Here is a 23,512-nt window from a genome sequence, read left to right as displayed (position 1 = left end):
CGCAGGCCGCTTCGCCGTAGCCCATCACGCGCCGTCGCAGGATGCCGGGTCGTCCAGCATCAGCGTGCCGACCCGCGCGGGCACAAGCGGCGTGCGCGGCACCGGCGGCGCCCAGCCGAACAGCGCCTGCGCGGCCGCGCCGCATACGCGGCCCTGGCATGCGCCCATCCCGCAGCGCGTCTGCAGCTTCGCGGCCGTCCAGCCGGGCGCCGGCGCCACCGCGTCGAAACGCACGTCCTCGCAACGGCACAGCAGCGTATCGGGCCGCGCGAGCCGGCGAATCGGCTCGCGAATCGCGAAGCGCGCGCGCACCGCGTCGGCGAACGACTGCCAGTGCGCGCGCTGCGCGACCAGCGCGGCAAGCGGCGCCGTCTGCCCGGTGGCCGCATAGCCGGCGATTTCGCCTTCGACCATCGCCAGTTCGCTACCGCCCACGCCCGTGCACTCGCCTGCCGCGAAATACCCGTCGCGGCTCGTGCGCTGATGCACGTCCACCGCCACCGCGCCGTTTTCGATCCGGCAGCCGAGATGGCTCGGTAGCACGGTATTCGGCACGAGCCCGAAGCCGCACGCGAGCCGGTCGCAGTCGACGTCGAATTCGCGCTGGCCGTGCCGGATCCGCACGCGTTCGAGCCGCTTGTCGCCGAACGCCTCGACGACGTACGCATTGGGCCGATAGGCCGCCGTGACGAGCTTCGCGGCCTGCGCGACCTTCGACGGCCAGCGCCACAGCCCGGCGCCGAAACCGGCCACGTCGCCCCACGCCGCCTGTTCGAGCACGTGCGACACCTGCGCGCCGGCCTGGCGGGCCGTCGCCGCGCTCGCGAGCAGCAGCGGGCCGCTGCCGGCGATCACCGTGCGCTGCCCGCGCACGTCGAGGCCGTACTTGATCAGCGCCTGCAGGCCGCCCGCGCCGGTGACGCCCGGCAACGTCCAGCCCGGGAACGGCAGCAGCAGCTCACGCGCGCCGCAGCACAGAATCAGCGTGCGGAATTCGAGCAGAAGCCCGCGCTCGTCGTCCTCGAGCAGCAGCGTGCCCGGTTGCGTTTCGGCGACGATGCGCGTGGCCGCGAGATGGGTCACGTTCGGCTGCCGCAGCACCGCAAGGCGTTCCGCGGCGGCCGGCACTGGCGTGGCGGCGGCGGCCTGGCGCCAGATCTGCCCGCCCGCTCGCGGGTTGTCGTCGATGATCGCGATCGTGGCGCCGCTTCGCGCGGCGGCCCGTGCGGCCGACAGCCCGGCCGGGCCCGCGCCGACGATCGCGACGTCGACGCTCAGTCGTTCCTGTTTCATCGCGTGCGCTCCACCCGCATTCCGTCGCGGCACAGCGTCTGGCAAGCCAGACGACGGCGGCCGTCGATCGTCATCCTGCACTCCTGGCAGATGCCCATACCGCAAAACGGCGCACGCGCCGCACCCGTGCACGACACGCGCGTGGTGTCGTCGCCGCTCGCGGCGATGGCAGCCGCGACGGTCGCGCCGTCGGCCACCGTCAGCGCGCGGCCGTCCAGATGAATGATCATGTCAGCCTCCGCCGGGCCGCCCCAAGGAGGCTGACCTCCCCCCCGGGGGGCAGCGAACAAAGTGAGCGTGGGGGTCGTTTCATCTCAGCCTCCGCCGGGCCGCCCCAAGGAGGCTGGCCGCCCCCGCGGGGGGAGCTTTGCATGGGACCGGAGTAAGTGCTGAAGCACAAACTCCGGTCGACAGCGAACAAAGTGAGCGTGGGGGTCGTTTCATCTCAGCCTCCGCCGGGCCGCCCCAAGGAGGCTGGCCGCCCCCGCGGGGGGAGCTTTGCATGGGACCGGAGTAAGTGCTGAAGCACCCACTCCGGTCGACAGCGAACAAAGTGAGCGTGGGGGTCGTTTCATGTCAGCGCTCCTGCTACGGGGGACGTCGTCAGGAAACGTCCCGGCAAATACGGTTCGATGTCGATGGGCGGACGCTCGCCGGCCATCAACGCGGCGACGAGCCGCGCGCTGCCCGGCGCGGTCGTGACGCCGAGCCCTTCGTGCCCGACCGCGAGCCACACGCCCGGGCGCGCCGGATGCTCGCCGAGCAACGGCAGGCCGTCGGGGCTCGCGGAGCGGAAGCCCGTCCACGAACGAATGCCGTTCAGGTCGGCGAGATCCGGCAGGTAACCGACCGCGCGGCGCAGCATGCGCGCGAGCACGGGCGGCTCGACGCGCGCGTCCTCGGTATCGAACTGGCGCGACGAGCCGATCAGCAACTGGCCGGTCGGCCGCGGCTGCACGTTGAACGCGACCGACGTGCCGTCGCTCGCATGCGCGCTCGCCGCATAGCCGAGCTCGACGAGCTGGTGCGACACCTGGCCCGGATAACGGTCGGTGATCAGCAGATGGCCCTTCTTCGGGCGCAGCGGCAGTTCGGGCAACAGCGTACGCGCACCGACGCCGTTCGCGACGACGACGCGTTCCGCGCGCAGCGTGTCGCCGCTCGCGAGCGTCACGCTCGGGCCGTCGACCGCCACGGCCCGATCGCGCCGCAACGCGATGCCCGGTGCGCGCTGCAGCAGCCAGCTCGCGGCAACCGGCGCATACAGGATCGCGTCGCCGGGAATCTTCAGCGCGCCGCCGAGGCCCGGACGCAGCATCGGCTCGAGTCGCGCGAGCGTCGCCGCGTCGATCAGCTCGCCCGCCACGCCGTGCGCGGCGAGCGTCGCCTGCTTGGCGCGCGCGAGGTCCATCTCGTCGGAATCGGCCGCGAGCCACAGCGTGCCGCAGTTGCGGTACGCGCAGCCGTCCGGCATCTCGCCGGCGAGCGCGCGCCACAGCTCGATCGAGTAATGACTCAGCGCGAGCTCGGCCGCGTTGTCGTCCATCGCGACGAGGTGGCCCATGCCGGCGCCGGTGGCCCCGCCGCTCGCGTCGTCGACGACGAGCACGCGCAGCCCGCGCTGCGCGAGCTCATGCGCGCACGCCGCGCCGACGATGCCGGCGCCAATCACGACGACGTCGGTCTTCGTTTCGCTCACGACCCGATGCCCCAGCCGAACGGATCGTCTTCCTCGATCAGCAGCGTGGCTTCCGCGCTCAGGTGCGCGCTGCCGCGGATCGTCGGCACGATGCCGCCGTCGGCCTGCGTATAGCTCGCCTGGAACACGCTGCCGATCACGCTCGCCTGCCGCCACACGACGCCCGGTTCGAGCTTGCCGTCGGCCGCGAGGCACGCGAGCTTCGCGCTCGTGCCGGTGCCGCACGGCGAACGGTCGTATGCGTGGCCCGGGCACAGCACGAAGCTGCGGCTGTCGTGTTCGGGATCGTCGGCGAACAGTTCGATATGGTCGATCTCGCCGCCGTTCGCGCCGGTGATGCCGCCCTGTTCGAGACCGGCACGCACCGCCGACGAATAGGCGGTCAGCGCGGCGACGTTGTCGCCCGCCACGCGCTGGCCGTGGTCGCTGATCAGGAAGAACCAGTTGCCGCCCCACGCGATGTCGCCCTTCACGGGGCCGTAGCCCGGCACGTCGACCGTGACGCCCTTCGCATGGCGATACGCGAGCACGTTGCGCACGCTGACCGACAGGTCGTCGTGCAGCGTCGCCTCGACGGTGCCGACCGGCGTTTCGATCCGGTGGACGCCCGGCTCGATGCGGCCCATGTGATGCAGCGTGCGCACGACGCCGATCGTGCCGTGCCCGCACATCCCGAGATAACCGCTGTTGTTGAAGAAGATCACGCCGGCCGCCGCTTCCGGCGACACCGGCTCACACAGCAGCGCGCCGACCAGCACGTCGCTGCCGCGCGGCTCGAGAATGCACGCGGTGCGATAGCGATCGTGTTCGCGCGCGAGCACGTCGCGGCGCTCGGCCATCGTGCCGTTGCCGAGCGAGGGAAAACCGGACACGACGAGCCGCGTGGGTTCGCCGCCCGTGTGCGAATCGATGATCTGGATGCGCTTCATCATGAGCCGTCCGAAGTGGGGAAAGGAGCATAGCTTCCTCCGTCGCGCGTCCGTCCGCTTGTGGCTTTTCGATGAGGGGGGCGACGAAATCGGCATAGTGCGCAGCACCTTTCACGAGCCTTCCGCGCACTATGCCGATTTCGTCATTTTGCTCCGCGATACGGCTCAAGCGTGATGGGTGTTTGCACGGCGATACTGGTTGCACGTCGACGCGCCTGTCGTCGCTCGATACGAAGCAGGAGATTGCAGTGAGTCGAACCGCCAGCCAGCGAACCGGAGTGTTCCCCGTCATCAGCAACGGGGTTGCACCGGGCTCTTCCATCGCTTTCGACGCCGCACACCGCGCCGAAAAGCGTCGGGCGAACCGCTGGCCGCGCTGACCGCGCCGATCGATTCCCCCGGCAGCGCAGCGGTTTCCCCCCGTCGCGTCGTCACTTCCGGTCCGGCATGGCCTGTGCGGGCCCGCTCGCTGCGTCACCGCCCCCGGCGGCGCATGAACGGCTCCGCGGCCCCGCCCCGGTCGCTCGCACAGGTCGCACGCCAGCCGGCAGGTGTGCGCCGCCGCTCCGGGCGAGCGCGGCGCAACCGCACCTGCCCCGACATTACCCAGGAGACAACCCATGCCAGGTCAAGGCAACACACACCCGTCGGTCCCGCTTTCCGGTTCCGTGCCCGCTGACGGCGGTCACGGCAAGTTCAAGAAGCAGTTGTCGCTGACCGACCTGACGTTCATCGGTCTCGGCGCGATTTTCGGTTCGGGCTGGCTGTTCGCCGCGAGTCACGTGTCGACGATCGCCGGCCCGGCCGGCATCTTCTCGTGGCTGCTCGGCGGCTTCGCGGTGCTTCTGCTCGGCATCGTCTACTGCGAACTCGGCGCCGCGCTGCCGCGCGCGGGCGGCGTGGTCCGCTACCCGGTGTTCTCGCACGGCCCGCTGCTCGGCTACCTGATGGGCTTCATCACGCTGATCGCGTTCTCGAGCCTGATCGCGATCGAAGTGGTCGCCGCGCGGCAGTACGCGGCCGCATGGTTTCCGAGTCTGACCAAGGCCGGCTCGAGCGATCCGACCACGCTCGGCTGGCTCGTGCAGGCCGCGCTGCTCTGCTTCTTCTTTTACCTGAACTATTCGAGCGTGAAGACGTTCGCGAAGGCGAACAACATCATCAGCGTCTTCAAGTTCATCGTGCCGCTCGCGGTGATCGGCGTGCTGTTCACGTTCTTCAAGCCCGCGAACCTGACCGTGCACGGCTTCGCGCCGTTCGGCATGCCGGGCATCGAGATGGCCGTGTCGGCCGGTGGCATCATCTTCGCGTATCTCGGCCTCACGCCGATCGTGTCCGTCGCCAGTGAAGTGCGCAATCCGCAGCGCACGATCCCGATCGCGCTGATCCTGTCGATCCTGCTGTCGACGCTGATCTACGTGCTGCTGCAGCTGGCGTTCATCGGCAGCATTCCGACCGACATGCTGGCCGCCGGCTGGCACGACGTCAGCAAGGCGTTCTCGCTGCCGTATCGCGACATCGCGCTCGCGCTCGGCGTCGGCTGGCTCGCGGTGATGGTCGTCGCCGACGCGATGATCTCGCCGAGCGGCTGCGGCAACATCTACATGAACGCGACGCCGCGCGTCGTCTACGGCTGGGCGAAGACGGGCACGTTCTTCAAGGTGTTCACGCGCGTCGACGAAGCGTCGGGCATTCCGCGCGCGGGCCTGTGGCTCACGTTCGGCCTCGCGATCTTCTGGACGATGCCGTTCCCGTCGTGGGAAGCGCTGATCAACATCGTGTCGGCCGCGCTCGTGCTGAGCTATGCGGTCGCGCCCGTGTCGGTCGCCGCGCTGCGCCGCACCGCGCCCGACCTGCCGCGGCCGTTCCGCGCGGTCGCGTTCGGCATCACCGGCCCTGCGTCGTTCGTGATCGCCGCGCTGATCGTCTACTGGTCCGGCTGGAGCACGGTGTCCTGGCTGCTCGGCCTGCAGATCGTGATGTTCGTGATCTACCTCGCGTGCCGCCGCTGGGTGCCGACCGCGCACCTGAGCATCGCCGAGCAGGTGCGTTCGTCGGCATGGCTGATCGCGTTCTACGCGGCGATGATCGTGCTGTCGTACTTCGGCGGCTTCGGCGGCACCGGCCAGCTCGCGCATCCGTACGACACGGTCGTCGTCGCGGCCGTCGCGCTCGTCATCTACTACTGGGGCGCCAACACCGGCATCCGTTCCGACAAGCTTCAGCTCGAGGACGACGAAGGCTGACGCACGCGCTTCCCCCTTTTCACTCCGGCCGGACGCAGCACGCCCGGCCCCGCATTCTCCGAGGAAAACCATGCAACTCACAGGTCAGCTCCTGATCGGCCAGTCGGCCATTGCCGGACAGAACGGCACCCTCCACGCGATCGCCGCCGCGACCGGCGAAACGCTCCAACCCGCGTTCGGCGGCGCGAGCCTGCACGACCTGGAGACGGCCTGCGCGCTCGCCGACGACGCGTTCGACACGTACCGCGAAACGAGCCCCGAGCAACGCGCGGCGTTTCTCGACGCGATCGGCCGCAACATCATCGCGCTCGGCGACGACCTGATCGAGCGTTGCGTCACCGAAACGGGCCTGCCGCGCGCACGCATCGAAGGCGAACGCGGCCGCACGGTCGGCCAGCTCGCGCTGTTCGCATCGCTGGTGCGCGACGGCGCTTACGTCGATGCGCGCATCGACCCGGCGCGCCCGGACCGCAAGCCGCTGCCGCGCGTCGACCTGCGCCTGCGCAACGTTGCGATCGGGCCGGTCGCCGTGTTCGGCGCGTCGAACTTCCCGCTCGCGTTCTCGGTCGCCGGCGGCGACACCGCATCGGCCCTCGCGGCCGGCTGCCCGGTGATCGTCAAGGCACACTCCGCGCATCCGGGCACGTCCGAACTCGTCGGCCGCGCGATCCAGCAAGCGGTGCGCGAATGCGGGCTGCCGGCCGGCGTGTTCTCGCTGCTGTTCGACGCGTCGCGCGAAATCGGCCAGGCGCTCGTCGCCGATCCGCGCATCAAGGCAGTCGGCTTCACCGGCTCGCGCCGCGGCGGCGTCGCGCTGATGAACATCGCGGCCGCGCGCCACGAGCCGATTCCGGTCTATGCGGAAATGAGCTCGATCAATCCGGTGCTGCTGTTCCCGGCCGCGCTCGACGCGCGCCACGACGCGATCGCGCCGCAGTTCGTCGCGTCGCTCGCACTCGGCGCCGGCCAGTTCTGCACGAACCCGGGCCTCGTGCTCGCGATCGACGGCCCCGCGCTGCGCGCGTTCGAAGCCGCGGCGGCCACCGCCGTGCTGGCAACCGCCGCGCAGACGATGCTGACGCCGCACATCCATGCAAGCTATGCGCAAGGCGTTGCCGCACTGCGCGATCACGCAGCCGTCGAGCTGCTGGCCGAAGGCGTCGAAGGCGGCCGCTATCAGGCGCGCGCGGCGCTGTTCGCCACCTCCGCGGACGCGTTCATCGCGCACCCCGAACTGCGCGACGAAGTGTTCGGCCCCGCGTCGCTGATCGTCCGGTGCCCGGATGCCGACACGCTGCATCGCGTGCTGAAGTCGCTCGAAGGCCAGCTGACGATCGCCGCACATCTCGCCGACGGCGATGCCGCGCTGTTCGCGACGCTGCGCCCGACGCTGGAGCGCAAGGCCGGCCGCATTCTCGTCAACGGCTTCGGCACGGGTGTCGAGGTCGGTCACGCGATGGTGCACGGCGGCCCGTTCCCGGCCACGTCCGACACGCGCACGACGTCGGTCGGCGCACGCGCGATCGAGCGTTTCCTGCGCCCGGTGTCGTACCAGGACGTGCCGGACGCACTGCTGCCCGACGCGATCCGCAACGGCAATCCGCTGAACGTGCCGCAACGCATCGACGGCGTGCCCGCGCCGCGGGAAGCGCGCGATGTCTGAGCCGCTCGCCGAAGTCGTCCTGTCGCTCGATGAAGTGCACGCGCTCGCGCTGCGGGTGCTGAAGCATCACGGGATGTCGGATGCGCATGCGCAGGCGATCGCCAACGTGATCACGCAGGGCCAACGCGACGAGTGCCATTCGCACGGCGTGTACCGGCTGCTCGTGTGCGTGCGCTCGCTGAAAAAGGGCAAGGTCGATCCGCAGGCCGTGCCGACACTGCGCCGGCTGTCGTCGTCGATCGTCGCGGTCGACGCGCATCGCGGTTTCTCGCTGCTGAGCTTCGAAACCGGCCTGCCGGTGCTCGTCGAGATGGCGAAGCAGCACGGGATCGCTGCGATGGCGATCAACAACTGCTACCACTTCTCGGCGCTGTGGCCCGAGGTCGAGGCGATCGCCGCCGAAGGGCTGGTCGGCATCGCGATGAACCCGAGCCATAGCTGGGTCGCGCCGGAAGGCGGCCGCGAGCCGGTGTTCGGCACGAATCCGATCGCGTTCGCATGGCCGCGCCCGGGCGGCGTGCCGTACGTGTTCGACTTCGCGACGAGTGCGATCGCGCGCGGCGACATCGAGCTGCACGCGAAGCAAGGCAAGGCGATCCCGCCGCACTGGGCGATCGATGCCGACGGCCAGCCGACCACCGATCCGAAGGCCGCGCTGCAGGGCGCGATGCGCACGTTCGGCGGCCACAAGGGTTCGGCGCTCGCGGCGATGGTCGAGCTGCTCGGCGGCGCGCTGATCGGCGACATGACGAGCCAGGAGTCGATGGAGTTCGACGAAGGCGTCGGCGCGACGCCGTGTCACGGCGAACTGGTGATCGCGTTCGACCCGAAGGTGTTCCTCGGCGACGATCTCGACGCGGGCCTCGCGCGCGGCGAGCGGATGTTCGGCGCGATCACCGGGCAAGGCGCGCGGCTGCCGTCGCAACGGCGCTTCGACGCCCGCGCGCGCAGCGTCGCGAACGGCGTGCGGATTCCGCGGGCGCTGTACGACGAGATCCTGATGCTGCTCGACTGACGCGCGACGGGCGGCCTCCATCGCCGGCGGAACGGCGGTGCGGCCGCCGCCCGCCGCTTCGTCCAGCGATGCCGGCCCTCTGCCGGCGCACCCCGCTTGCGCCGCGCCTCACCCCGCCCGCGCCCCGCGTCCCCGCCCCATTGCCCGCCCCGCCGGCGCCACAGCCCCATCGGCTGTGGGATAATCCACGAGTTTGCCCTGGGCGCAGCTCAAGAGGTTGTTCGCACGGGCGCGCGAGAGGCCTTTATTCCCGTGCCTCCATCCTTTTCCGCGATATTTCTTCAGCCATCACAATGCCCACATACCGTTCCAAAACCTCCACCGCCGGCCGCAACATGGCAGGTGCGCGCTCGCTGTGGCGCGCCACCGGCATGAAAGACGACGATTTCTCGAAGCCGATCATCGCGGTCGTCAACTCGTTCACGCAGTTCGTGCCGGGGCACGTGCACCTGAAGGATCTCGGCCAGCTCGTCGCGCGCGAGATCGAAGCCGCGGGCGGCGTCGCGAAGGAATTCAACACGATCGCCGTCGACGACGGCATCGCGATGGGCCATGACGGCATGCTCTATTCGCTGCCGAGCCGCGACATCATCGCCGACTCGGTCGAATACATGGTGAACGCGCACTGCGCGGACGCGATGGTCTGCATCTCGAATTGCGACAAGATCACGCCGGGGATGCTGATGGCCGCGATGCGCCTGAACATCCCGGTGATCTTCGTGTCGGGCGGCCCGATGGAAGCCGGCAAGACGCGCCTCGCGAACCCGGTGACCAAGACCGTCGAACTGAAGAAGCTCGACCTCGTCGACGCGATGGTGATCGCGGCCGACCCGTCGTATTCGGATGCGGACGTCGCGGAAGTCGAACGCTCGGCCTGCCCGACCTGCGGTTCGTGCTCGGGCATGTTCACGGCGAATTCGATGAACTGCCTGACCGAAGCGCTCGGCCTGTCGCTGCCCGGCAACGGCACGGTGGTCGCCACGCACGCCGATCGCGAGCAGCTGTTCAAGCGCGCCGGCCGCCGCATCGTCGAACTCACGCGCCAGCACTACGAGCAGGACGACGAACGCGCGCTGCCGCGCTCGGTCGGCTTCAAGGCGTTCGAGAACGCGATGACGCTCGACATCGCGATGGGCGGCTCGACCAACACGATCCTGCACCTGCTGGCGATCGCGCAGGAAGCCGGCATCGACTTCACGATGAAGGACATCGACCGCCTGTCGCGCACCGTGCCGCAGCTGTGCAAGGTCGCGCCGAACACGAACAAGTACCACATCGAAGACGTGCATCGCGCCGGCGGCATCATGGCGATCCTCGGCGAACTCGATCGTGCCGGCAAGCTGCACACCGACGTGCCGACCGTGCACGCGCCGACGCTGAAGGATGCGCTCGACCAGTGGGACATCGTCCGCACGGAAGACGCAGCGGTCCGCACGTTCTACCAGGCCGGCCCGGCCGGCATTCCGACTCAGGTCGCGTTCAGCCAGAACACGCGCTGGCCGAGCCTCGACCTCGATCGCGCCGAAGGCTGCATCCGCTCGTACGAGCATGCATTCTCGAAGGAAGGCGGCCTCGCCGTGCTGACCGGCAACATCGCGCTCGACGGCTGCGTGGTGAAGACGGCCGGCGTCGACGAAAGCATCCTCGTGTTCGAAGGCTCGGCCCACGTGACCGAATCGCAGGATGAAGCAGTCGAGAACATCCTGAACGACAAGGTCAAGGCCGGCGACATCGTGATCGTGCGCTACGAAGGCCCGAAGGGCGGCCCCGGCATGCAGGAAATGCTGTACCCGACGAGCTACATCAAGTCGAAGGGCCTCGGCAAGGCGTGCGCGCTGCTGACGGACGGCCGCTTCTCGGGCGGTACGTCGGGTCTGTCGATCGGCCACTGCTCGCCGGAAGCGGCAGCGGGCGGCGCGATCGGCCTCGTGCGCGACGGCGACAAGATCCGCATCGACATCCCGAATCGCACGATCAACGTGCTGGTGTCGGACGACGAACTGGCGCGCCGCCGCGAAGAGCAGAACGCGAAGGGCTGGAAGCCGGCGCAACCGCGCCCGCGCAAGGTGTCCGCCGCGCTGAAGGCCTATGCGAAGCTCGTGATGTCGGCCGACAAGGGCGCCGTGCGCGACCTGTCGCTGCTCGACGACTGACGCGGGACGGCGGGTCGTGCGAACGGCCCGCCCGCCTGATCAGAAAGCCGCTCCCCGGAGCGGTTTTTTTTCGCCCGGCGACTGCCAGTCGGCGACGCCGGCCGCGTCGCTCAACGGCGGAATTCGTCGCTACCCCTGCCACCACCGCCACCGCCACCGCCTTCACCGCCGCCGCGGTTTCCGCCGCCGTTCCAGCCGCCTTGCGGGCGTGCATAACCGCCGCCGCCCTCATGCCCCTGGGGCACCATCATCCGCGGGCCGCCAGTCGGCGCAGCCGGCGGCGGACTCGGCGCACGCGCATTGCCGGCGGCACCCTGCATCGGCATCGGCGTCGGCGTCGGGGTCGGCGCCGGCGCCGGCGCGCGGTTCGGGCCGTTCCAGCCGCCGCGCGTGGCCGACGGCCGCGAATCATGCCCTTCATGCGCGTCACGCGGCGCAGGCTGCACGGACTGCGCACCGCCCGGTGCGTGGAGGATCGGACCGCCCGGCTGCGGGTGTTCCCGCCCCGGCGGCATCCCGCCCGGGCCGACCCGCGGCTCGGCGCGATGTTCCCAGCGATCGCGATCGTGGAACCACGGCCGGTTCCGATAGTGACGGTCCCAGTACGCGCCGATCGCGAAGCCGGTGATCGGCACGCCGATGACCGCGCCGTACTCGAGCAACGGCACGTAGTTGCCCTGGTACGGATAGTCGAGTTGCTCCGCGTAGATCCAGCCGCGCACGCCCGGCAGCGCGACGTCGCACCACGAGTAGTCGCTCAGGCAGCCGAGCACGTCCAGCGCGGTGCCGGGCGGGACCTGTGCGACGACCGGGTAATCGGGCGCGGGCCCGGCAAACAGTTCGGCCCCCGAATTCGTGTAGGCGCTGCTCTGTGCGTTCGCGATGCCCGGGATGGCCGCGATGCCGAAGAGAACGGCGCATACACTTCGAATGATCGTATTGCTCATGATGCTCTCCCGCGCGGTGCCGCCGCGCGTCGGTCAGTGTCGATGGCCACCGCCCCAATGTCCGCCGCCCCAGTGGCCGCCGCCCCACGGACGACGCCAGTATCCGCCCCGGTATCCGCCGCCCCAGTGCCCCCAGAACCCGAGGCCGATCGTGACGGGCGGGCCGTACCAGCCCGGGTAATACGCGGGATAGTAGGCCGGGTACGGCACGTAGGCCGGCGCGACATAGACCGGCGCCTCCGCGTAGTCGTCCGCTGGCGGCGGCGCCGCCGGCGCAGTCTGAGGATCAGGCGCCGACGAGACGTACGGCGCCTGCTGCGCCGGCGCGACCGGCAACTCGCGCTGCGTGACCGTCGCGGGCACCGGTGCGTAATACGGTCCATAACCATACGGACCTGTGTAATAGCAGCCACTCAGCGTCAGCATGGCCAGCGCCATGGCGATCGGCCTCGCGGCAGTGATAGCGTTCATGTGTTGCTCCGCGGAAAATGCTTGCGCCGCCGCGCGGCGCACGCCTGCCTCTAGCTTACGTCCCCTGCATATTTCCGCAGGTATGATCGGTTACTTTTTGTTTCGCACCGCGAACGACGGCTCCGCGAGCCGCAGGCACGCGGCGTGCTCGCGCGTCTGCCGCGCCGACGTTGAAGTTCGCGCAAATGCCCTCAAGTTGAACCTAGTCAGACTTGCCGGCGCGAACGGGCGTTCGCGGGCACCGGGAGCCTGAAATCCGCGGACTTCGGCCCGCCCGAACAGGAACGCGGCTCGCGCCGCCATCGACATGACTACGCCACGCCCCACACTCCGGGCGGACACGCCCCTCGATCCGATCATCCAGTTGCTGGCCCTTGCCGGCGAGCAGGGATATCTCACGCACGCCGACCTCGTCGACGCGCTGCCGCCCGAAAGCGACAGCCCGGACGCGCTGGACGTCGTGCGCGCCGCGCTGGCGGACATCGGCATTGCCGTGCTCGACGAGCCCCCCGCGCCGGCGCCGTTCGCGGCCACAGCGCCAGTCGAGGTCGATCGCGACACGCTCGACGAGGGCCGCGCGCTGCTCGGCGATCTCGCCCGCGGCGCGGGTGCGTCGACCGACCCGCTCGCGCTCTACATGCGGCGCATCCACGCGGTGCCGCTGCTCAAGCGCGAAGACGAAATCGTGCTCGCGCGAGAAATCGAAACGGGCCGCCATCAGGTTCTGCATGCGCTCGCCGGTTGTCCGGCGGCGGTGGAGGTGCTGCTCGCGCGTCACGGCGCAACGGGCGCAACGGGCGCGGCCGGTGCGGGCGGCGACGAAGGCGATGACGTCAAGGACGGCGACGCTGACACGCCGGCCCCCGCGCGCTACGACACGCTGCGCGACGCGGTCGCGGCCGTGCGCGCCGCATTGCATGCGCAAGGCTGCCGTTCGGCCGACTATCGCGACGCGCGCAACCGGCTCGCCGCGCTGCTCGATACGCTCGCGTGGGTTCCACCGGCCATCGACGACGCGAGCCGCGTGTTGCGTACGCTCGCGTCCGCGCGGGCCGCCGCCGCGCCGGACACGCCCGCCGACAGCGACGCCGCGTGCTTCGACACGGTCGCGCGGCGCGCGCTCGGCGCCGCGCTGAGCGACGGTCAGCAGAAAGTGCGCGACGGTACCCGCGCGATGCTGGAAGCGAACCTGCGGCTCGTGCTGTCGATCGCGCGCAAGTACATGAACCGCGGCGTCGAACTGCCGGACCTCGTACAGGACGGCTGCCTGGGCCTGATGCGTGCGATCGAGAAGTTCGAATACCGGCGCGGCTTCAAGTTCTCGACCTACGCGACCTGGTGGATCCGGCAGGCGGTCGCGCGCGCGGTCGCGGACCGCTCGCGCACGATCCGCGTGCCGGTGCACGTCGGCGACCAGTACCAGCGCGTGCAGCGGCAGGTACTGCGCTTCCGTCAGCGCACCGGCCGCCGCGCGACGCCGGCCGAGCTCGCCGCCGAAACCGGGATGGCCGAGGACAAGCTGCGCGCCGTGCTCGCGTTGCCTGCGGAGCCGCTGTCGCTCGACACGCCGATGCCCGACACGGACACCGGCCTCGTCGACATGATCGAGGATCAGGCGTCGGCGAGCCCGTTCGAGCGTCTGGCGGACGCGCGCATGCGCGAATGCGTGACGACGCTGCTGCGCTCGGTCACGCCGGCCGAGGCCGACGTGCTGCGCCGGCGGTTCGGTCTCGGCTGCGCCGAGCCCGACACCTACGACGCCATCGCGCAGGACGCGGGGATGTCGCGCGAACGCGTGCGGCAGATCGAAAAGCGCGCGCTCGCGACGCTGCGCACGGCCGCCGAGGCGGAAGGCGCACACGCGTTCCTCGACGCGTAAGCGGCCGCGGCGCGCGGCGGCGCGGCCGTGCTTCATCCCGGCACGAATGCGCCCGCGCCGCGTGCGGCCCGGTTCCCGCCGGTGCAACGTTTGCCATTGATTCGCATCAAGTTTTGTTCGTCGCTTGCCGCGACAATATGCTGAAATGCAAGACGGACGCGTGACGTGACCTGACACGCCGCGTCCATTCCGTTTGCGCTTTTCCGGGCCTTCTCCATGCAAACGACCGTCAGCGAAACGAACGAGGAAAACCGGCAGATCGCGGCATGCCTGCGCGAAGCCGCGCAGCTGCTTGCCGACCAGGGCGCCAACCCCTATCGGGTTGCCGCATACCGCGCGTCGGCCGACACGATCGAGTCGATCGACGACGCCGTGCGCGCCCGCTTCGAAGCGGGCGGCGTCGATGCGCTCGCCGCGCTGCCGGAAACCGGCACGGGCGTCGCGCAGGCGATCGCTGAACTCCTGGTGACGGGGCGCTGGCGCCTGCTCGACCGGCTGCGCGGCGAAGCGGAACGCGCGTCGGCCTTCGAAACCGTGCCGGGCATCGGCCACGCACTCGCGCTGCGCATTCACGACCAGTTGCACATCGATACGCTCGAGGATCTCGAACGCGCGGCCCGCAGCGGCCGGCTCGATGCGATCGCGGGCGTCGGCCCGCGCCGCGCGGCCGGCATCCGCGCCGCGCTCGACGACGTACTCACCCGCCGTCGCCGCTGGCAAGGCCACGCGCGCAACGCCGACCTCGGCGCCGAACCTCCCGTCGAGCTGCTGCTTTACATCGACCGCCTGTATCGCAACAAGGCCGCCGCCGGCATCCTGCCGACGCTCGTGACCCGGCGCGTGAACGCGGACGTCAGCGTGTCGCCGCCGGTGATGCACATGACGAAAGGCGGCTGGCATTTCACCGCCCTGTGCCCGTATCCCGCGCGCCAGCAGGACGCCGTTCGCACCGGGGACTGGGTCGCGCTCTACTTCTACGATGCCTTGCAATGCGAGCATCAGCGGACGATCGTCACCGAAACGCTCGGCACGCTCGTCGGCAAGCGCATCGTGCGCGGACGCGAGATGGAATGCCGCGTGTACTACGCGGGATGACGCAGGCAGGCCGCTAGCGCGCACGGGTTGCGCCGCCCCGCCGGTTACCCGCGTTCCGCCTTCACGCGGCGCGGCGGATGACGATGCGCGGCGATCCGCAGCAGCTTCTGAAACGACGGGCACTCGAGATGACTCGGCGCCGGGCAGACGGCCGCATGTCGCAACGCGTCGCGCACCGCACCGAGACGGCGGATCGTGCGATCGAGCTCGTCGGCCTTGCCGTCGAGCTTCGCGCGATCGATCGCGGGCCGGCCGTCCGCGCCGAACATCGCGAGAACGTCGTCCAGCGAAAAGCCGGCCTCCCGGCCGAGCGCGATCAGCGCGAGGCGTTCCAGTACCGATTCGTCGTATTGGCGTCGCAACCCGTGACGGCCGGTCGGCACGATCAAACCCTTTTCCTCGTAGTAACGCAGCGTCGACGCGGGCAGTCCCGAGCGGCGCGCGACATCGGCGATGTCCAGACGACTCATGCTTGACCTCAAGTGAACTTGAAGTTGCAAGATAGTCGCTCGCATCCTTCGACACAAGCCCGGACCGCCATGACACTGCCGAACCCACCCCGCCGCCCGTTGCGCCGCACAGCGCCCGCCATTCGCCGTGGAGGCGCACGATGACGCCGCCCGACCTCCTGCTGCGCATCCTGCTGATCGGCGCAGGCGCGACGCTCGTGATGGATGTGTGGGCGCTGTTCCGGCGCAGGGTGTTCGGGATTCCGTCGCTCGATTACGCGCTGGTCGGCCGCTGGCTCGGCCACATGATGCGCGGCCGTTTCCGACACGCGTCGATCGTCGCCGCGCCGCCCGTGCCGGGCGAACGGGCGCTCGGCTGGATCGCGCATTACGCGATCGGGATCGCGTTCGCGGTGCTGCCCGTCGCGATCGGCGGCACGGAATGGGTCGGCACGCCGACGCCCGTACCCGCGCTCGTCGCGGGCGTGGCCAGCGTCGCCGCGCCGTTCTTCGTGATGCAGCCGGCATTCGGCTTCGGCATCGCCGCATCGCGAACGCCGCAGCCGGGTATCGCGCGCCGGCGCAGCCTCGTCACGCATCTGGTGTTCGGGGCCGGGCTTTATCTGGCGGCGTTCGCGCTGTCCGCCCTCGCGCGCTGACACGCTCGGCGCGGATCACGATCGCGATACGGGGACACCGGCCGACGCGTCGCACGCGCCGCGTTTCCCGATGTCCCGTGGTGTTGCGCGTCGCGGGCGGAGTGTCCTGACGCCTTGCGGGCGCCCCGTCATTCGCCGCCGCTGTCGATCAGGTTGTGGCGCACGCGCCCGAGCAGGCGCACCAGCGTGTCGCGCTCGTCGGGGGTGAACCCGCGCAGCCCGTCGTCGGACACGGTATCGCCGACCTCCAGCATCTGCGGGAAGATCGCGCGCGACTTGTCGGTGAGCCGGATCACGAACGCGCGGCGATCGTCGTCGTTCGCGATCCGCTCGATCCAGCCGTAGCTCTCCATCCGGTCGAGCAGCCGCGTCAGCGAGATCGGCGTGATCTCGAGCCATTCCGCGAGCCGTGCCTGGTTCATCTCGCCCTTCCACGTGAGGTACGCGAGCACGCGGCTTTGCGCCCGCGTCAGCCCGATGCGCTTCGCGCGCCGGTCGAACAGGCGCCCTTGGAGGCGGGCCACGTCGGAAATCAGGTAGCCGATCCGGTTCTCGTAGGTCTTGTCCATCGGACGATTATAGGGTCAAGCCGCCCGGGATCCGTGCAACACCAGTACGTCGATAAGCACAAACATAATAAGCGTGCTTATAATTCCGGCCATACCGGATCGCCGCCCACGGCGACCGCCTCACGGAGACACCGCTTGAATCCCCCCGCCGCCGACGCTGCCGCCTCGCCGCCCGCCCTCAACCGGCCGATGCTGACCCTGTCGATCATGCTTGCGACGCTGATCCAGACGCTCGACAGCACGATCGCGAACGTCGCGCTGCCGCACATGCAGGGCACGCTGTCCGCGTCGCAGGACGAAATCACCTGGGTGCTGACCTCCTACATCGTCGCCGCGGCGATCGCGACGCCGCTGACCGGCTGGCTGTCCGACCGTCTCAGCATGAAGCGGCTGCTGACGATCTCGATCGCGGGCTTCACGATCGCGTCCGCGCTGTGCGGGCTGTCCGAATCGCTCGTGCAGATCGTCGGCGCGCGGTTGCTGCAGGGTGTGTTCGGCGCCGCGCTGGTGCCGCTGTCGCAATCGATCCTGCTCGACATCAACCCGCGCGAGAAGCAAGGCCAGGCGATGGCGATCTGGGGAATGGGCGTGATGGTCGGCCCGATCCTCGGCCCGACGCTCGGCGGCTGGCTCACCGACAGCTACAACTGGCGCTGGGTGTTCTTCATCAACGTGCCGATCGGCGCGTTCGCGCTGGCCGGCGTGCTGACCTTCCTGCCGGCGCGCGCGCCGCGTCCGCACGTGAAATTCGACGCGTTCGGCTTCGCGACGCTCGCGCTCGCGATCGGTGCGTTCCAGGCGATGCTCGACCGCGGCGAACAGCTCGACTGGTTCGGCTCGTACGAGATCCGCATCGAGGCGCTCGTCGCCGCGCTCAGCTTCGCGTTCTTCCTCGTGCATACGGCGACCGTCGGCAAAGCGTCGTTCTTCAAGTCGGAATTGCTGCGCGACCCGAATTTCGCGACCGGCACGCTGTTCATCTTCGTCGTCGGCGCGGTGCTGTATGCGACGCGCGCGCTGTTGCCGCCGATGCTGCAGACCCTGATGGGCTATCCGGTCGCGACGACGGGCCTCGTCACCGCGCCGAGCGGCGCGGGCACGATGATCGCGATGCTGTTCGTCGGGCGATTGTTGAAATACGTGGACGCGCGCGCGTTGCTGTTCGCCGGGCTGGCGATCTCCGCGCTCGCGCTATGGCAGATGATGCAGTACACGATCGTGCTGTCCGAGGCGGACATCGTGTGGCCCGGCGTGGTCCAGGGCTTCGGGCTGGGGCTCGTGTTCGTGCCGCTGAGCGCGCTGTCGTTCTCGACGCTGACGCCCGAGCTGCGCGCCGACGGCACGGCGACCTACAGCCTGATGCGCAACATCGGCAGCAGTATCGGCATCTCGATCGTGCAGACGCTGATGACGCGCAACACGCAGGTCGCGCATGCCGACCTCGCGACCCACGTCACGCCGTTCAACCCGGCCGTGCAGGCGATGGCCGGTAGCCGTCTCGACATCGCGCTGCTCGACCGCACGATCAATCAGCAGGCCGCGATGATCGCGTACCTGAACGATTTCAAGCTGATGTTCGTCGCGACGCTGCTGATGATCCCGCTGTTGCTGCTGATCCGCCCGCCGCAGAAAACGGCGAGCGTCGACGTCGCGCATGCGGCGATGGATTGACGGCGCGGCGGGCGCACGCGGCGCGCGCCCGTTGCGTGTGGTGTCAGGCCTTCGTCGTCGGTCAGGCCTTCATCGTGCCGGTGCGCACGTAGCGCTCGTGCCACGACAGCGCCTCGGCGAGCAGATGCGGCGTGTGCTTGCCGAAGCTCTCGCGCGACGCGCGCTCGAAGTAGTCCTCGAGCATCGGGCGGTAATCCGGGTGCGCGCAGGTCGCGATGATCTTGCGCGCGCGCTGCTTCGGCGACAGGCCGCGCAGGTCGGCCAGCCCCTGCTCGGTGACGACCACCGCGACGTCATGCTCGGTATGGTCGACGTGGCTCGCCATCGGCACGATCCGCGAGATCGCGCCGCCCTTCGCGGTACTGGCCGACATGAAGCACGACAGGTAGCCGTTGCGCGCGAAGTCGCCCGAACCGCCGATGCCGTTCTGGATCTTCGTGCCCATCACGTGCGTCGAATTCACGTTGCCGTAGATGTCGGCTTCGATCATCCCGTTCATCGCGATGCAGCCGAGGCGGCGCACGAGTTCCGGATGGTTGCTGATCTCCTGCGGGCGCAGCAGGATCTTTTCGCGGAACGTCGCGATCTCGTCGGCGAAACGCTGTACGGCGGCCGGGCTCAGCGACAGCGCCGTGGCCGACGCGAAGCTCAGCGTGCCGTCGTCGAGCAGGTCGAGCATGCCGTCCTGGATCACTTCGGTATACGCGGTCAGGTTCGAGAAGCCGGCCGAGCTCAGTTCCGCGAGCACCGCGTTCGTGATGTTGCCGACCCCCGACTGCAGCGGCAGCAGGTTTTCCGGCAGACGGCCGCGCTTCACTTCGTGGCGCAGGAAGTCGATCAGTTGCAGCGCGATCTGCTTCGACGTGGCGTCCGGCGCGGAGAATGCGTTGCTGCGGTCCGGCGCGTCGGTCTCGACGATCGCGACGATCTTGTCGGCCGGGCAGCGCAGATACGGCTCGCCGATGCGGTCGTCGCTTTTCGTCAGCGGAATCGGCTTGCGGTGCGGCGGCAGCGCGGTGCCGTAATAGACGTCGTGCATCCCGTCGAGCCCGAGCGGCTGGCGCGAGTTGACTTCGAGGATCACGTGCTTCGCCCGCTCCAGCCACGTCTTGTTGTTGCCGATCGACGCGGACGGAATCAGCAGGCCGTCCTCCCGGATGCCCGCGACTTCGACGATCGCGACGTCGAGTTCGCCGTACAGCCCGAACCATGCATATTGCGCGACGTGGCTCAGGTGCACGTCCTGGTAATCGACTTCGCCGCTGTTGATCTTGTCGCGCAGCGTCGGGTCGGATTGGTACGGCAGGCGCATCGAGATGCCGTTGGTGCGGGCGAGCGCGCCGTCGAGTTCGGGCGCGGTCGATGCGCCGGTCAGCACGTTGATGCGGAAATCCTCGCCGCGCGCGTGGGCCGCATCGATATGCGCGGCGAGCGCAGCCGGCACGGCCTTCGGATAGCCGGAGCCGGTGAAGCCGCTCATGGCGACGGTCATGCCGGGACGGATCAGCGCGGCGGCTTCGTCGGCGGTGCGGACGAGCGAGCGCAGGGCGGGAGCAAGGATGCGTGAAGAAGACATGGCTGAATATCTGACGCTTTGGTCTGTCGTTGACGTCGCGGGGGGTGTCTCCGGAGCGACGCGAAGCCCTTGGGGCCGCGAGGGGCGGCCCGGCACCACAGGCACGGTCGGAGTATCGCAGAGGCCATCGCCGCGAAATGTCCGCCGGATGCAAAAGATACTTACTGAATGTATTGGGTATCGAACGGCCGTTCTGTGACAGCGGCAAGCCGCCGATGCACCGCGCGGCACACGCATCGAATGCATTAGAAAGGTTAGAGAAAGCAAACCGAAAATCCGCCGAACATTTTTATTACGAATGCCTGAACGTCAATCGACCGATACCCGTGCCGATTGCTCGCGCGGACGACCCTAATCGACATGCACGCGCCGGTAATCGATCGCCGCGGCCAATTGTCGCCCGCCGCCGTTTTTTCCGGCCTGACGGATATCAAACCATGCACGCGCTTAGCTACCTGCCGCACACGGATGAAAACGCCGTCGAGCCCGTGCGACAGGCCCCGAGCGCGCTTGACAGTTGCGCCACGCGAGCCACACTGGATGACGTATGGCCCGCGTGCCCGAACGCCACTTCGCGCATCCGGTTTGCAACCGGTTGGTGTCTCGAATCCGCGGTAACACTGCCGCATGTCAGGACATTGATCGAATAAAAAGCAACAAATTACAATTCCGTATATATTTCGCCGATGGACCAAAGAAAAACCGCAACACGCCCCGAGCCCCCCCTGCCGCGCACCTGGGATGCGCGTCTGGCGCGCTCGCTTGTCCGACCGCTCGTCGACACGCCAGTCACCCCGAATCACCTCACCACCGTACGTCTGCTGATCGGCCTCGCCGGCGCCTGGTGCCTTGCGCACGGCGGTTTCGGCTGGAGCAACGCCGGCGCGTTCCTGATCGTGCTGTCGAACTTCGTCGACCACACCGACGGCGAACTCGCACGCATCAGCGGCAAGACCAGCAAGATCGGTCACTTTTACGATCTTGCGGCCGATGCACTGGTGACGGTCGCGCTGTTCGTCAGCATGGGCGCCGGCATCGTCGCCCAGGGCGGCCAGATGGCCGCGTCGCCGGTGCTGCTCGGCGCGATCGCCGGCGCGGCCGTCGCGCTGATCTTCTTCCTGCGCATGCGGATCGAATCGATCGCGGGCAAGGCCGGCACCAAGCAGGCATTCGCCGGCGGCTTCGAGACGGAAGACGTGCTCTATCTGTTGCCGCTCGTGACCCTCGCCGACGGCGTCCAGCCGTTTCTGCTCGCGGCGTCGATCGGCGCCCCGCTGTTCGCCGCCTGGGTCGTAATCGACTGGTGGCGCATCGTGCGGCGCGGCAACCTTCCGCAGAACCCAACCGCGCAGAACCCAACCGAAATCCAGGCTTCCAAATGACTCCTAGCACGCGCGACGACTCCGTGCTGAGCCCGGCACGCCCCGCGCCTGCGCGCGCGGCCGCGGCGGATCCCGATCGCACCGTGGCCGACTGCGTCGGCCGCCTCGACCTCGACCATCTGCGCGGCGACTACACGCGCCAGGGGTCGTTCCTGTATCTGGACACGTTCCTGCCGCCCAACGCCTACGCGAAACTCGCGGACGCCGCGCGCGCGCTGCAGCCCGGCCTGAACCGCAATTACCTGCCGGGCCACAAGCAAGGCGGCAGCGTGAGCCGCCATACGATCGACGAGCACGCGCCGTACATCGCCGAGCTGTATCGCTCGAAGGCGCTGCTCGGCTTTCTCGAGAAGGTCACCGGCGACAAGCTGATGCTGTCGCCCGACAACGATCCGCATGCGTACGCGCTGTACTACTACACGAAGCCGGGCGACCACATCGGCTGGCATTACGACACGTCGTACTACGACGGCCGCCGCTACACGCTGCTGATCGGCGTGATCGACGAATCGTCGTGCCGGCTCGACTACGAGCTGCACACGCGCAATCCGGACGTGCCCGACGAACCGGGCTCCGTGCAGATCGCCGACGGCGGCATCGTGCTGTTCGACGGTGACAAGCTGCGCCACCGCATCACGCCGCTCGGCCAGAACGAGATGCGCGTATCGCTCACGTTCGAATACGTGACGAACCCCGGCATGCGGCCGTGGAAGCGCTTCATCTCGAACATGAAGGACGCGATCGCGTATTTCGGTTTCCGCCAGGTGTTCAAGCAACTGGCGTCGCGACGGACGAGCGGGTCATGACACGCGCCGGCCTGATCCTGCTGTCGCTCGGAACGGCACTCTTCGTCGCCCTGCTCGCGTGGCAGGGCGTCGGCGCGGTTGCGTCGACATTCCTCGCGGCCGGCTGGGGCCTCGCGCTCGTCGCGGCGTTCCACGTCGTGCCGCTCGCGATCGATGCGGTCGCGATCTCCGTGATGTTCCGCCGCGGCCAGCCGGGCGCCGAACTCGGCAACGCGCTGCGCGCGCGCTGGGTCGGCGAATCGGTGAACAGCCTGCTGCCCGCCGGCCAGATCGGCGGCCCCGTGCTGATGGTGCGCCACCTCGCACAGCGCGGCACGCGCATGGCCGATGCGGCCGCCGTCGTGACCGTCAGCACGACGATGCAGGCGCTCGCGCAGATGGCGTTCGCGCTGATCGGCATCGCCGCGTTCAGCCTGTATGCGACACACGAGTCGGTCGCGTATCTGCGCACGCCCGCGCTGATCGCCACCGGCGTGCTCGGCGCGCTCGCCGTCGCGTTCTACGCGGCGCAGCGGCGCGGCATGTTCGGCCGCGGGCTGCGCATTGCATCGAAGCTGCTCGGCCCGCGCGACTGGTCGTCGCTCGCCACGCGTGCCGACGCGATCGACGACGCGGTCGGCGCGCTGTACCGCGATCGCGCGAAGGTCGCGAAGACCTTCGCATTGAGCCTCGTCGGCTGGATCGTCGGCACCGCGGAAGTGTGGCTCGCGCTGCACTTCCTCGGGCACCCGGTCAGCTGGCTCGACGCGCTGCTGCTCGAGAGCGTCGGCCAGGCGATCCGCGGTGCGGCGTTCGCGATCCCGGGCTCGCTCGGCGCACAGGAAGGCGGCTACCTGCTGCTCGCGCCGCTGGTCGGCCTGCCGCCCGACGCGGCGCTCGCGCTGTCGCTCGCGAAGCGCGCGCGCGAACTCGCGCTCGGCCTGCCCGGCCTGCTCTATCTGCATTTCAGTGAAAGAAACTGGCAACGGCGCCATGCGCCGCAGCCGCTCGCCGACTGATCGTTCAGATCG

Annotated in this window: 20 protein-coding genes; 11 read left to right on the top strand and 9 right to left on the bottom strand. The window is 69.2% G+C overall.

The window, feature by feature from the left end; genetic code table 11:
- Positions 1-24: 24 nt before the first annotated feature.
- The 4 genes from O1Q03_RS07395 to O1Q03_RS07380 form a co-directional block, all read right to left on the bottom strand.
- A complete protein-coding gene (locus O1Q03_RS07395) occupies positions 25-1,293 on the bottom strand; it encodes an NAD(P)/FAD-dependent oxidoreductase (protein ID WP_269502499.1) in 1,269 nt (422 codons plus the stop codon).
- On the bottom strand, positions 1,290-1,523 hold the full coding sequence (locus tag O1Q03_RS07390; protein ID WP_096499103.1) for a 2Fe-2S iron-sulfur cluster-binding protein: 234 nt from the start codon (positions 1,521-1,523) through the stop codon (positions 1,290-1,292). The genes O1Q03_RS07395 and O1Q03_RS07390 overlap by 4 nt, the downstream gene beginning before the upstream one ends.
- Positions 1,524-1,864: 341 nt before the next feature.
- Positions 1,865-2,992: an NAD(P)/FAD-dependent oxidoreductase gene (locus O1Q03_RS07385; protein ID WP_269502498.1), complete on the bottom strand. Its 1,128-nt coding sequence runs from the start codon at positions 2,990-2,992 to the stop codon at positions 1,865-1,867.
- Complete coding sequence (locus tag O1Q03_RS07380; protein WP_269502618.1) at positions 2,989-3,921, bottom strand: 4-hydroxyproline epimerase; 933 nt, start codon at positions 3,919-3,921, stop codon at positions 2,989-2,991. The genes O1Q03_RS07385 and O1Q03_RS07380 overlap by 4 nt, the downstream gene beginning before the upstream one ends.
- Before the next feature lie 620 nt (positions 3,922-4,541).
- On the opposite strand from O1Q03_RS07380, the gene O1Q03_RS07375 reads away from it, so the two are divergent.
- From O1Q03_RS07375 to ilvD, 4 genes are all read left to right on the top strand, one after another.
- Positions 4,542-6,167 carry an APC family permease gene (locus tag O1Q03_RS07375; protein WP_269502497.1) on the top strand — a complete coding sequence of 542 codons (1,626 nt, stop codon included), beginning with the start codon at positions 4,542-4,544 and terminating at the stop codon, positions 6,165-6,167.
- 70 nt (positions 6,168-6,237) lie between these two features.
- Complete coding sequence (locus O1Q03_RS07370; RefSeq protein WP_269502496.1) at positions 6,238-7,830, top strand: aldehyde dehydrogenase (NADP(+)); 1,593 nt, start codon at positions 6,238-6,240, stop codon at positions 7,828-7,830.
- Positions 7,823-8,845 carry an Ldh family oxidoreductase gene (locus tag O1Q03_RS07365; protein ID WP_269502495.1) on the top strand — a complete coding sequence of 341 codons (1,023 nt, stop codon included), beginning with the start codon at positions 7,823-7,825 and terminating at the stop codon, positions 8,843-8,845. The genes O1Q03_RS07370 and O1Q03_RS07365 overlap by 8 nt, the downstream gene beginning before the upstream one ends.
- A 293-nt stretch (positions 8,846-9,138) precedes the next feature.
- Positions 9,139-10,998, top strand: coding sequence for a dihydroxy-acid dehydratase (gene ilvD / locus O1Q03_RS07360; RefSeq protein WP_269502494.1), 1,860 nt, complete (start codon positions 9,139-9,141; stop codon positions 10,996-10,998).
- 110 nt (positions 10,999-11,108) lie between these two features.
- On the opposite strand, the gene O1Q03_RS07355 is transcribed toward ilvD, so the two are convergent.
- Positions 11,109-11,945 (bottom strand): SH3 domain-containing protein, encoded by an 837-nt coding sequence (locus O1Q03_RS07355; RefSeq protein WP_269502493.1) that lies wholly within the window; start codon positions 11,943-11,945, stop codon positions 11,109-11,111.
- A gap of 33 nt (positions 11,946-11,978) precedes the next feature.
- Positions 11,979-12,416 carry a hypothetical protein gene (locus tag O1Q03_RS07350; RefSeq protein WP_269502492.1) on the bottom strand — a complete coding sequence of 146 codons (438 nt, stop codon included), beginning with the start codon at positions 12,414-12,416 and terminating at the stop codon, positions 11,979-11,981.
- 307 nt (positions 12,417-12,723) lie between these two features.
- Here O1Q03_RS07350 and O1Q03_RS07345 point away from each other — a divergent pair, with 307 nt between their 5' ends.
- Together O1Q03_RS07345 and O1Q03_RS07340 are read left to right on the top strand one after the other, a co-directional pair.
- Positions 12,724-14,295 (top strand): sigma-70 family RNA polymerase sigma factor, encoded by a 1,572-nt coding sequence (locus tag O1Q03_RS07345; protein WP_269502491.1) that lies wholly within the window; start codon positions 12,724-12,726, stop codon positions 14,293-14,295.
- 216 nt (positions 14,296-14,511) lie between these two features.
- Positions 14,512-15,390: a helix-hairpin-helix domain-containing protein gene (locus O1Q03_RS07340; RefSeq protein ID WP_269502490.1), complete on the top strand. Its 879-nt coding sequence runs from the start codon at positions 14,512-14,514 to the stop codon at positions 15,388-15,390.
- A 44-nt stretch (positions 15,391-15,434) separates the two neighbouring features.
- On the opposite strand, the gene O1Q03_RS07335 is transcribed toward O1Q03_RS07340, so the two are convergent.
- Positions 15,435-15,860 (bottom strand): helix-turn-helix domain-containing protein, encoded by a 426-nt coding sequence (locus tag O1Q03_RS07335; RefSeq protein ID WP_269502489.1) that lies wholly within the window; start codon positions 15,858-15,860, stop codon positions 15,435-15,437.
- Between the two features lie 140 nt (positions 15,861-16,000).
- Between O1Q03_RS07335 and O1Q03_RS07330 the strand changes: the two genes are divergently transcribed.
- The gene (locus tag O1Q03_RS07330; RefSeq protein WP_269502488.1) at positions 16,001-16,498 is read left to right on the top strand and encodes a DUF2938 domain-containing protein; all 498 of its coding nucleotides are present in this window, start codon (positions 16,001-16,003) and stop codon (positions 16,496-16,498) included.
- A 128-nt stretch (positions 16,499-16,626) separates the two neighbouring features.
- Here the strand turns inward: O1Q03_RS07330 and O1Q03_RS07325 are convergent, their stop codons facing one another.
- Positions 16,627-17,067 (bottom strand): MarR family winged helix-turn-helix transcriptional regulator, encoded by a 441-nt coding sequence (locus O1Q03_RS07325; RefSeq protein WP_269502487.1) that lies wholly within the window; start codon positions 17,065-17,067, stop codon positions 16,627-16,629.
- A 189-nt stretch (positions 17,068-17,256) separates the two neighbouring features.
- Between O1Q03_RS07325 and O1Q03_RS07320 the strand changes: the two genes are divergently transcribed.
- Positions 17,257-18,738: a DHA2 family efflux MFS transporter permease subunit gene (locus tag O1Q03_RS07320; RefSeq protein WP_269502617.1), complete on the top strand. Its 1,482-nt coding sequence runs from the start codon at positions 17,257-17,259 to the stop codon at positions 18,736-18,738.
- Positions 18,739-18,799: 61 nt separating this feature from the next.
- Here O1Q03_RS07320 and O1Q03_RS07315 read toward each other — a convergent pair whose 3' ends face one another.
- A complete protein-coding gene (locus O1Q03_RS07315; protein ID WP_269502486.1) occupies positions 18,800-20,314 on the bottom strand; it encodes an acetyl-CoA hydrolase/transferase family protein in 1,515 nt (504 codons plus the stop codon).
- 686 nt (positions 20,315-21,000) lie between these two features.
- Between O1Q03_RS07315 and O1Q03_RS07310 the strand changes: the two genes are divergently transcribed.
- From O1Q03_RS07310 to O1Q03_RS07300, 3 genes are read left to right on the top strand one after another with little or no spacing between them, the layout of a single operon-like run.
- Positions 21,001-21,696: a CDP-alcohol phosphatidyltransferase family protein gene (locus tag O1Q03_RS07310; RefSeq protein WP_269502485.1), complete on the top strand. Its 696-nt coding sequence runs from the start codon at positions 21,001-21,003 to the stop codon at positions 21,694-21,696.
- Positions 21,693-22,502, top strand: a complete 810-nt coding sequence (locus O1Q03_RS07305; RefSeq protein WP_269502483.1) for a HalD/BesD family halogenase — start codon at positions 21,693-21,695, stop codon at positions 22,500-22,502. The genes O1Q03_RS07310 and O1Q03_RS07305 overlap by 4 nt, the downstream gene beginning before the upstream one ends.
- Positions 22,499-23,500 (top strand): HpnL family protein, encoded by a 1,002-nt coding sequence (locus tag O1Q03_RS07300; protein WP_269502481.1) that lies wholly within the window; start codon positions 22,499-22,501, stop codon positions 23,498-23,500. The genes O1Q03_RS07305 and O1Q03_RS07300 overlap by 4 nt, the downstream gene beginning before the upstream one ends.
- The last annotated feature ends 12 nt before the right edge of the window (positions 23,501-23,512 follow it).

Origin of the sequence: Burkholderia sp. IMCC1007, from assembly GCF_027257875.1 — a bacterium.
Classification (GTDB): Bacteria; Pseudomonadota; Gammaproteobacteria; order Burkholderiales; family Burkholderiaceae; genus Burkholderia.
Note: the sequence above shows the minus strand (reverse complement) of the source record. Positions and strands in the feature narration are given on the sequence as shown.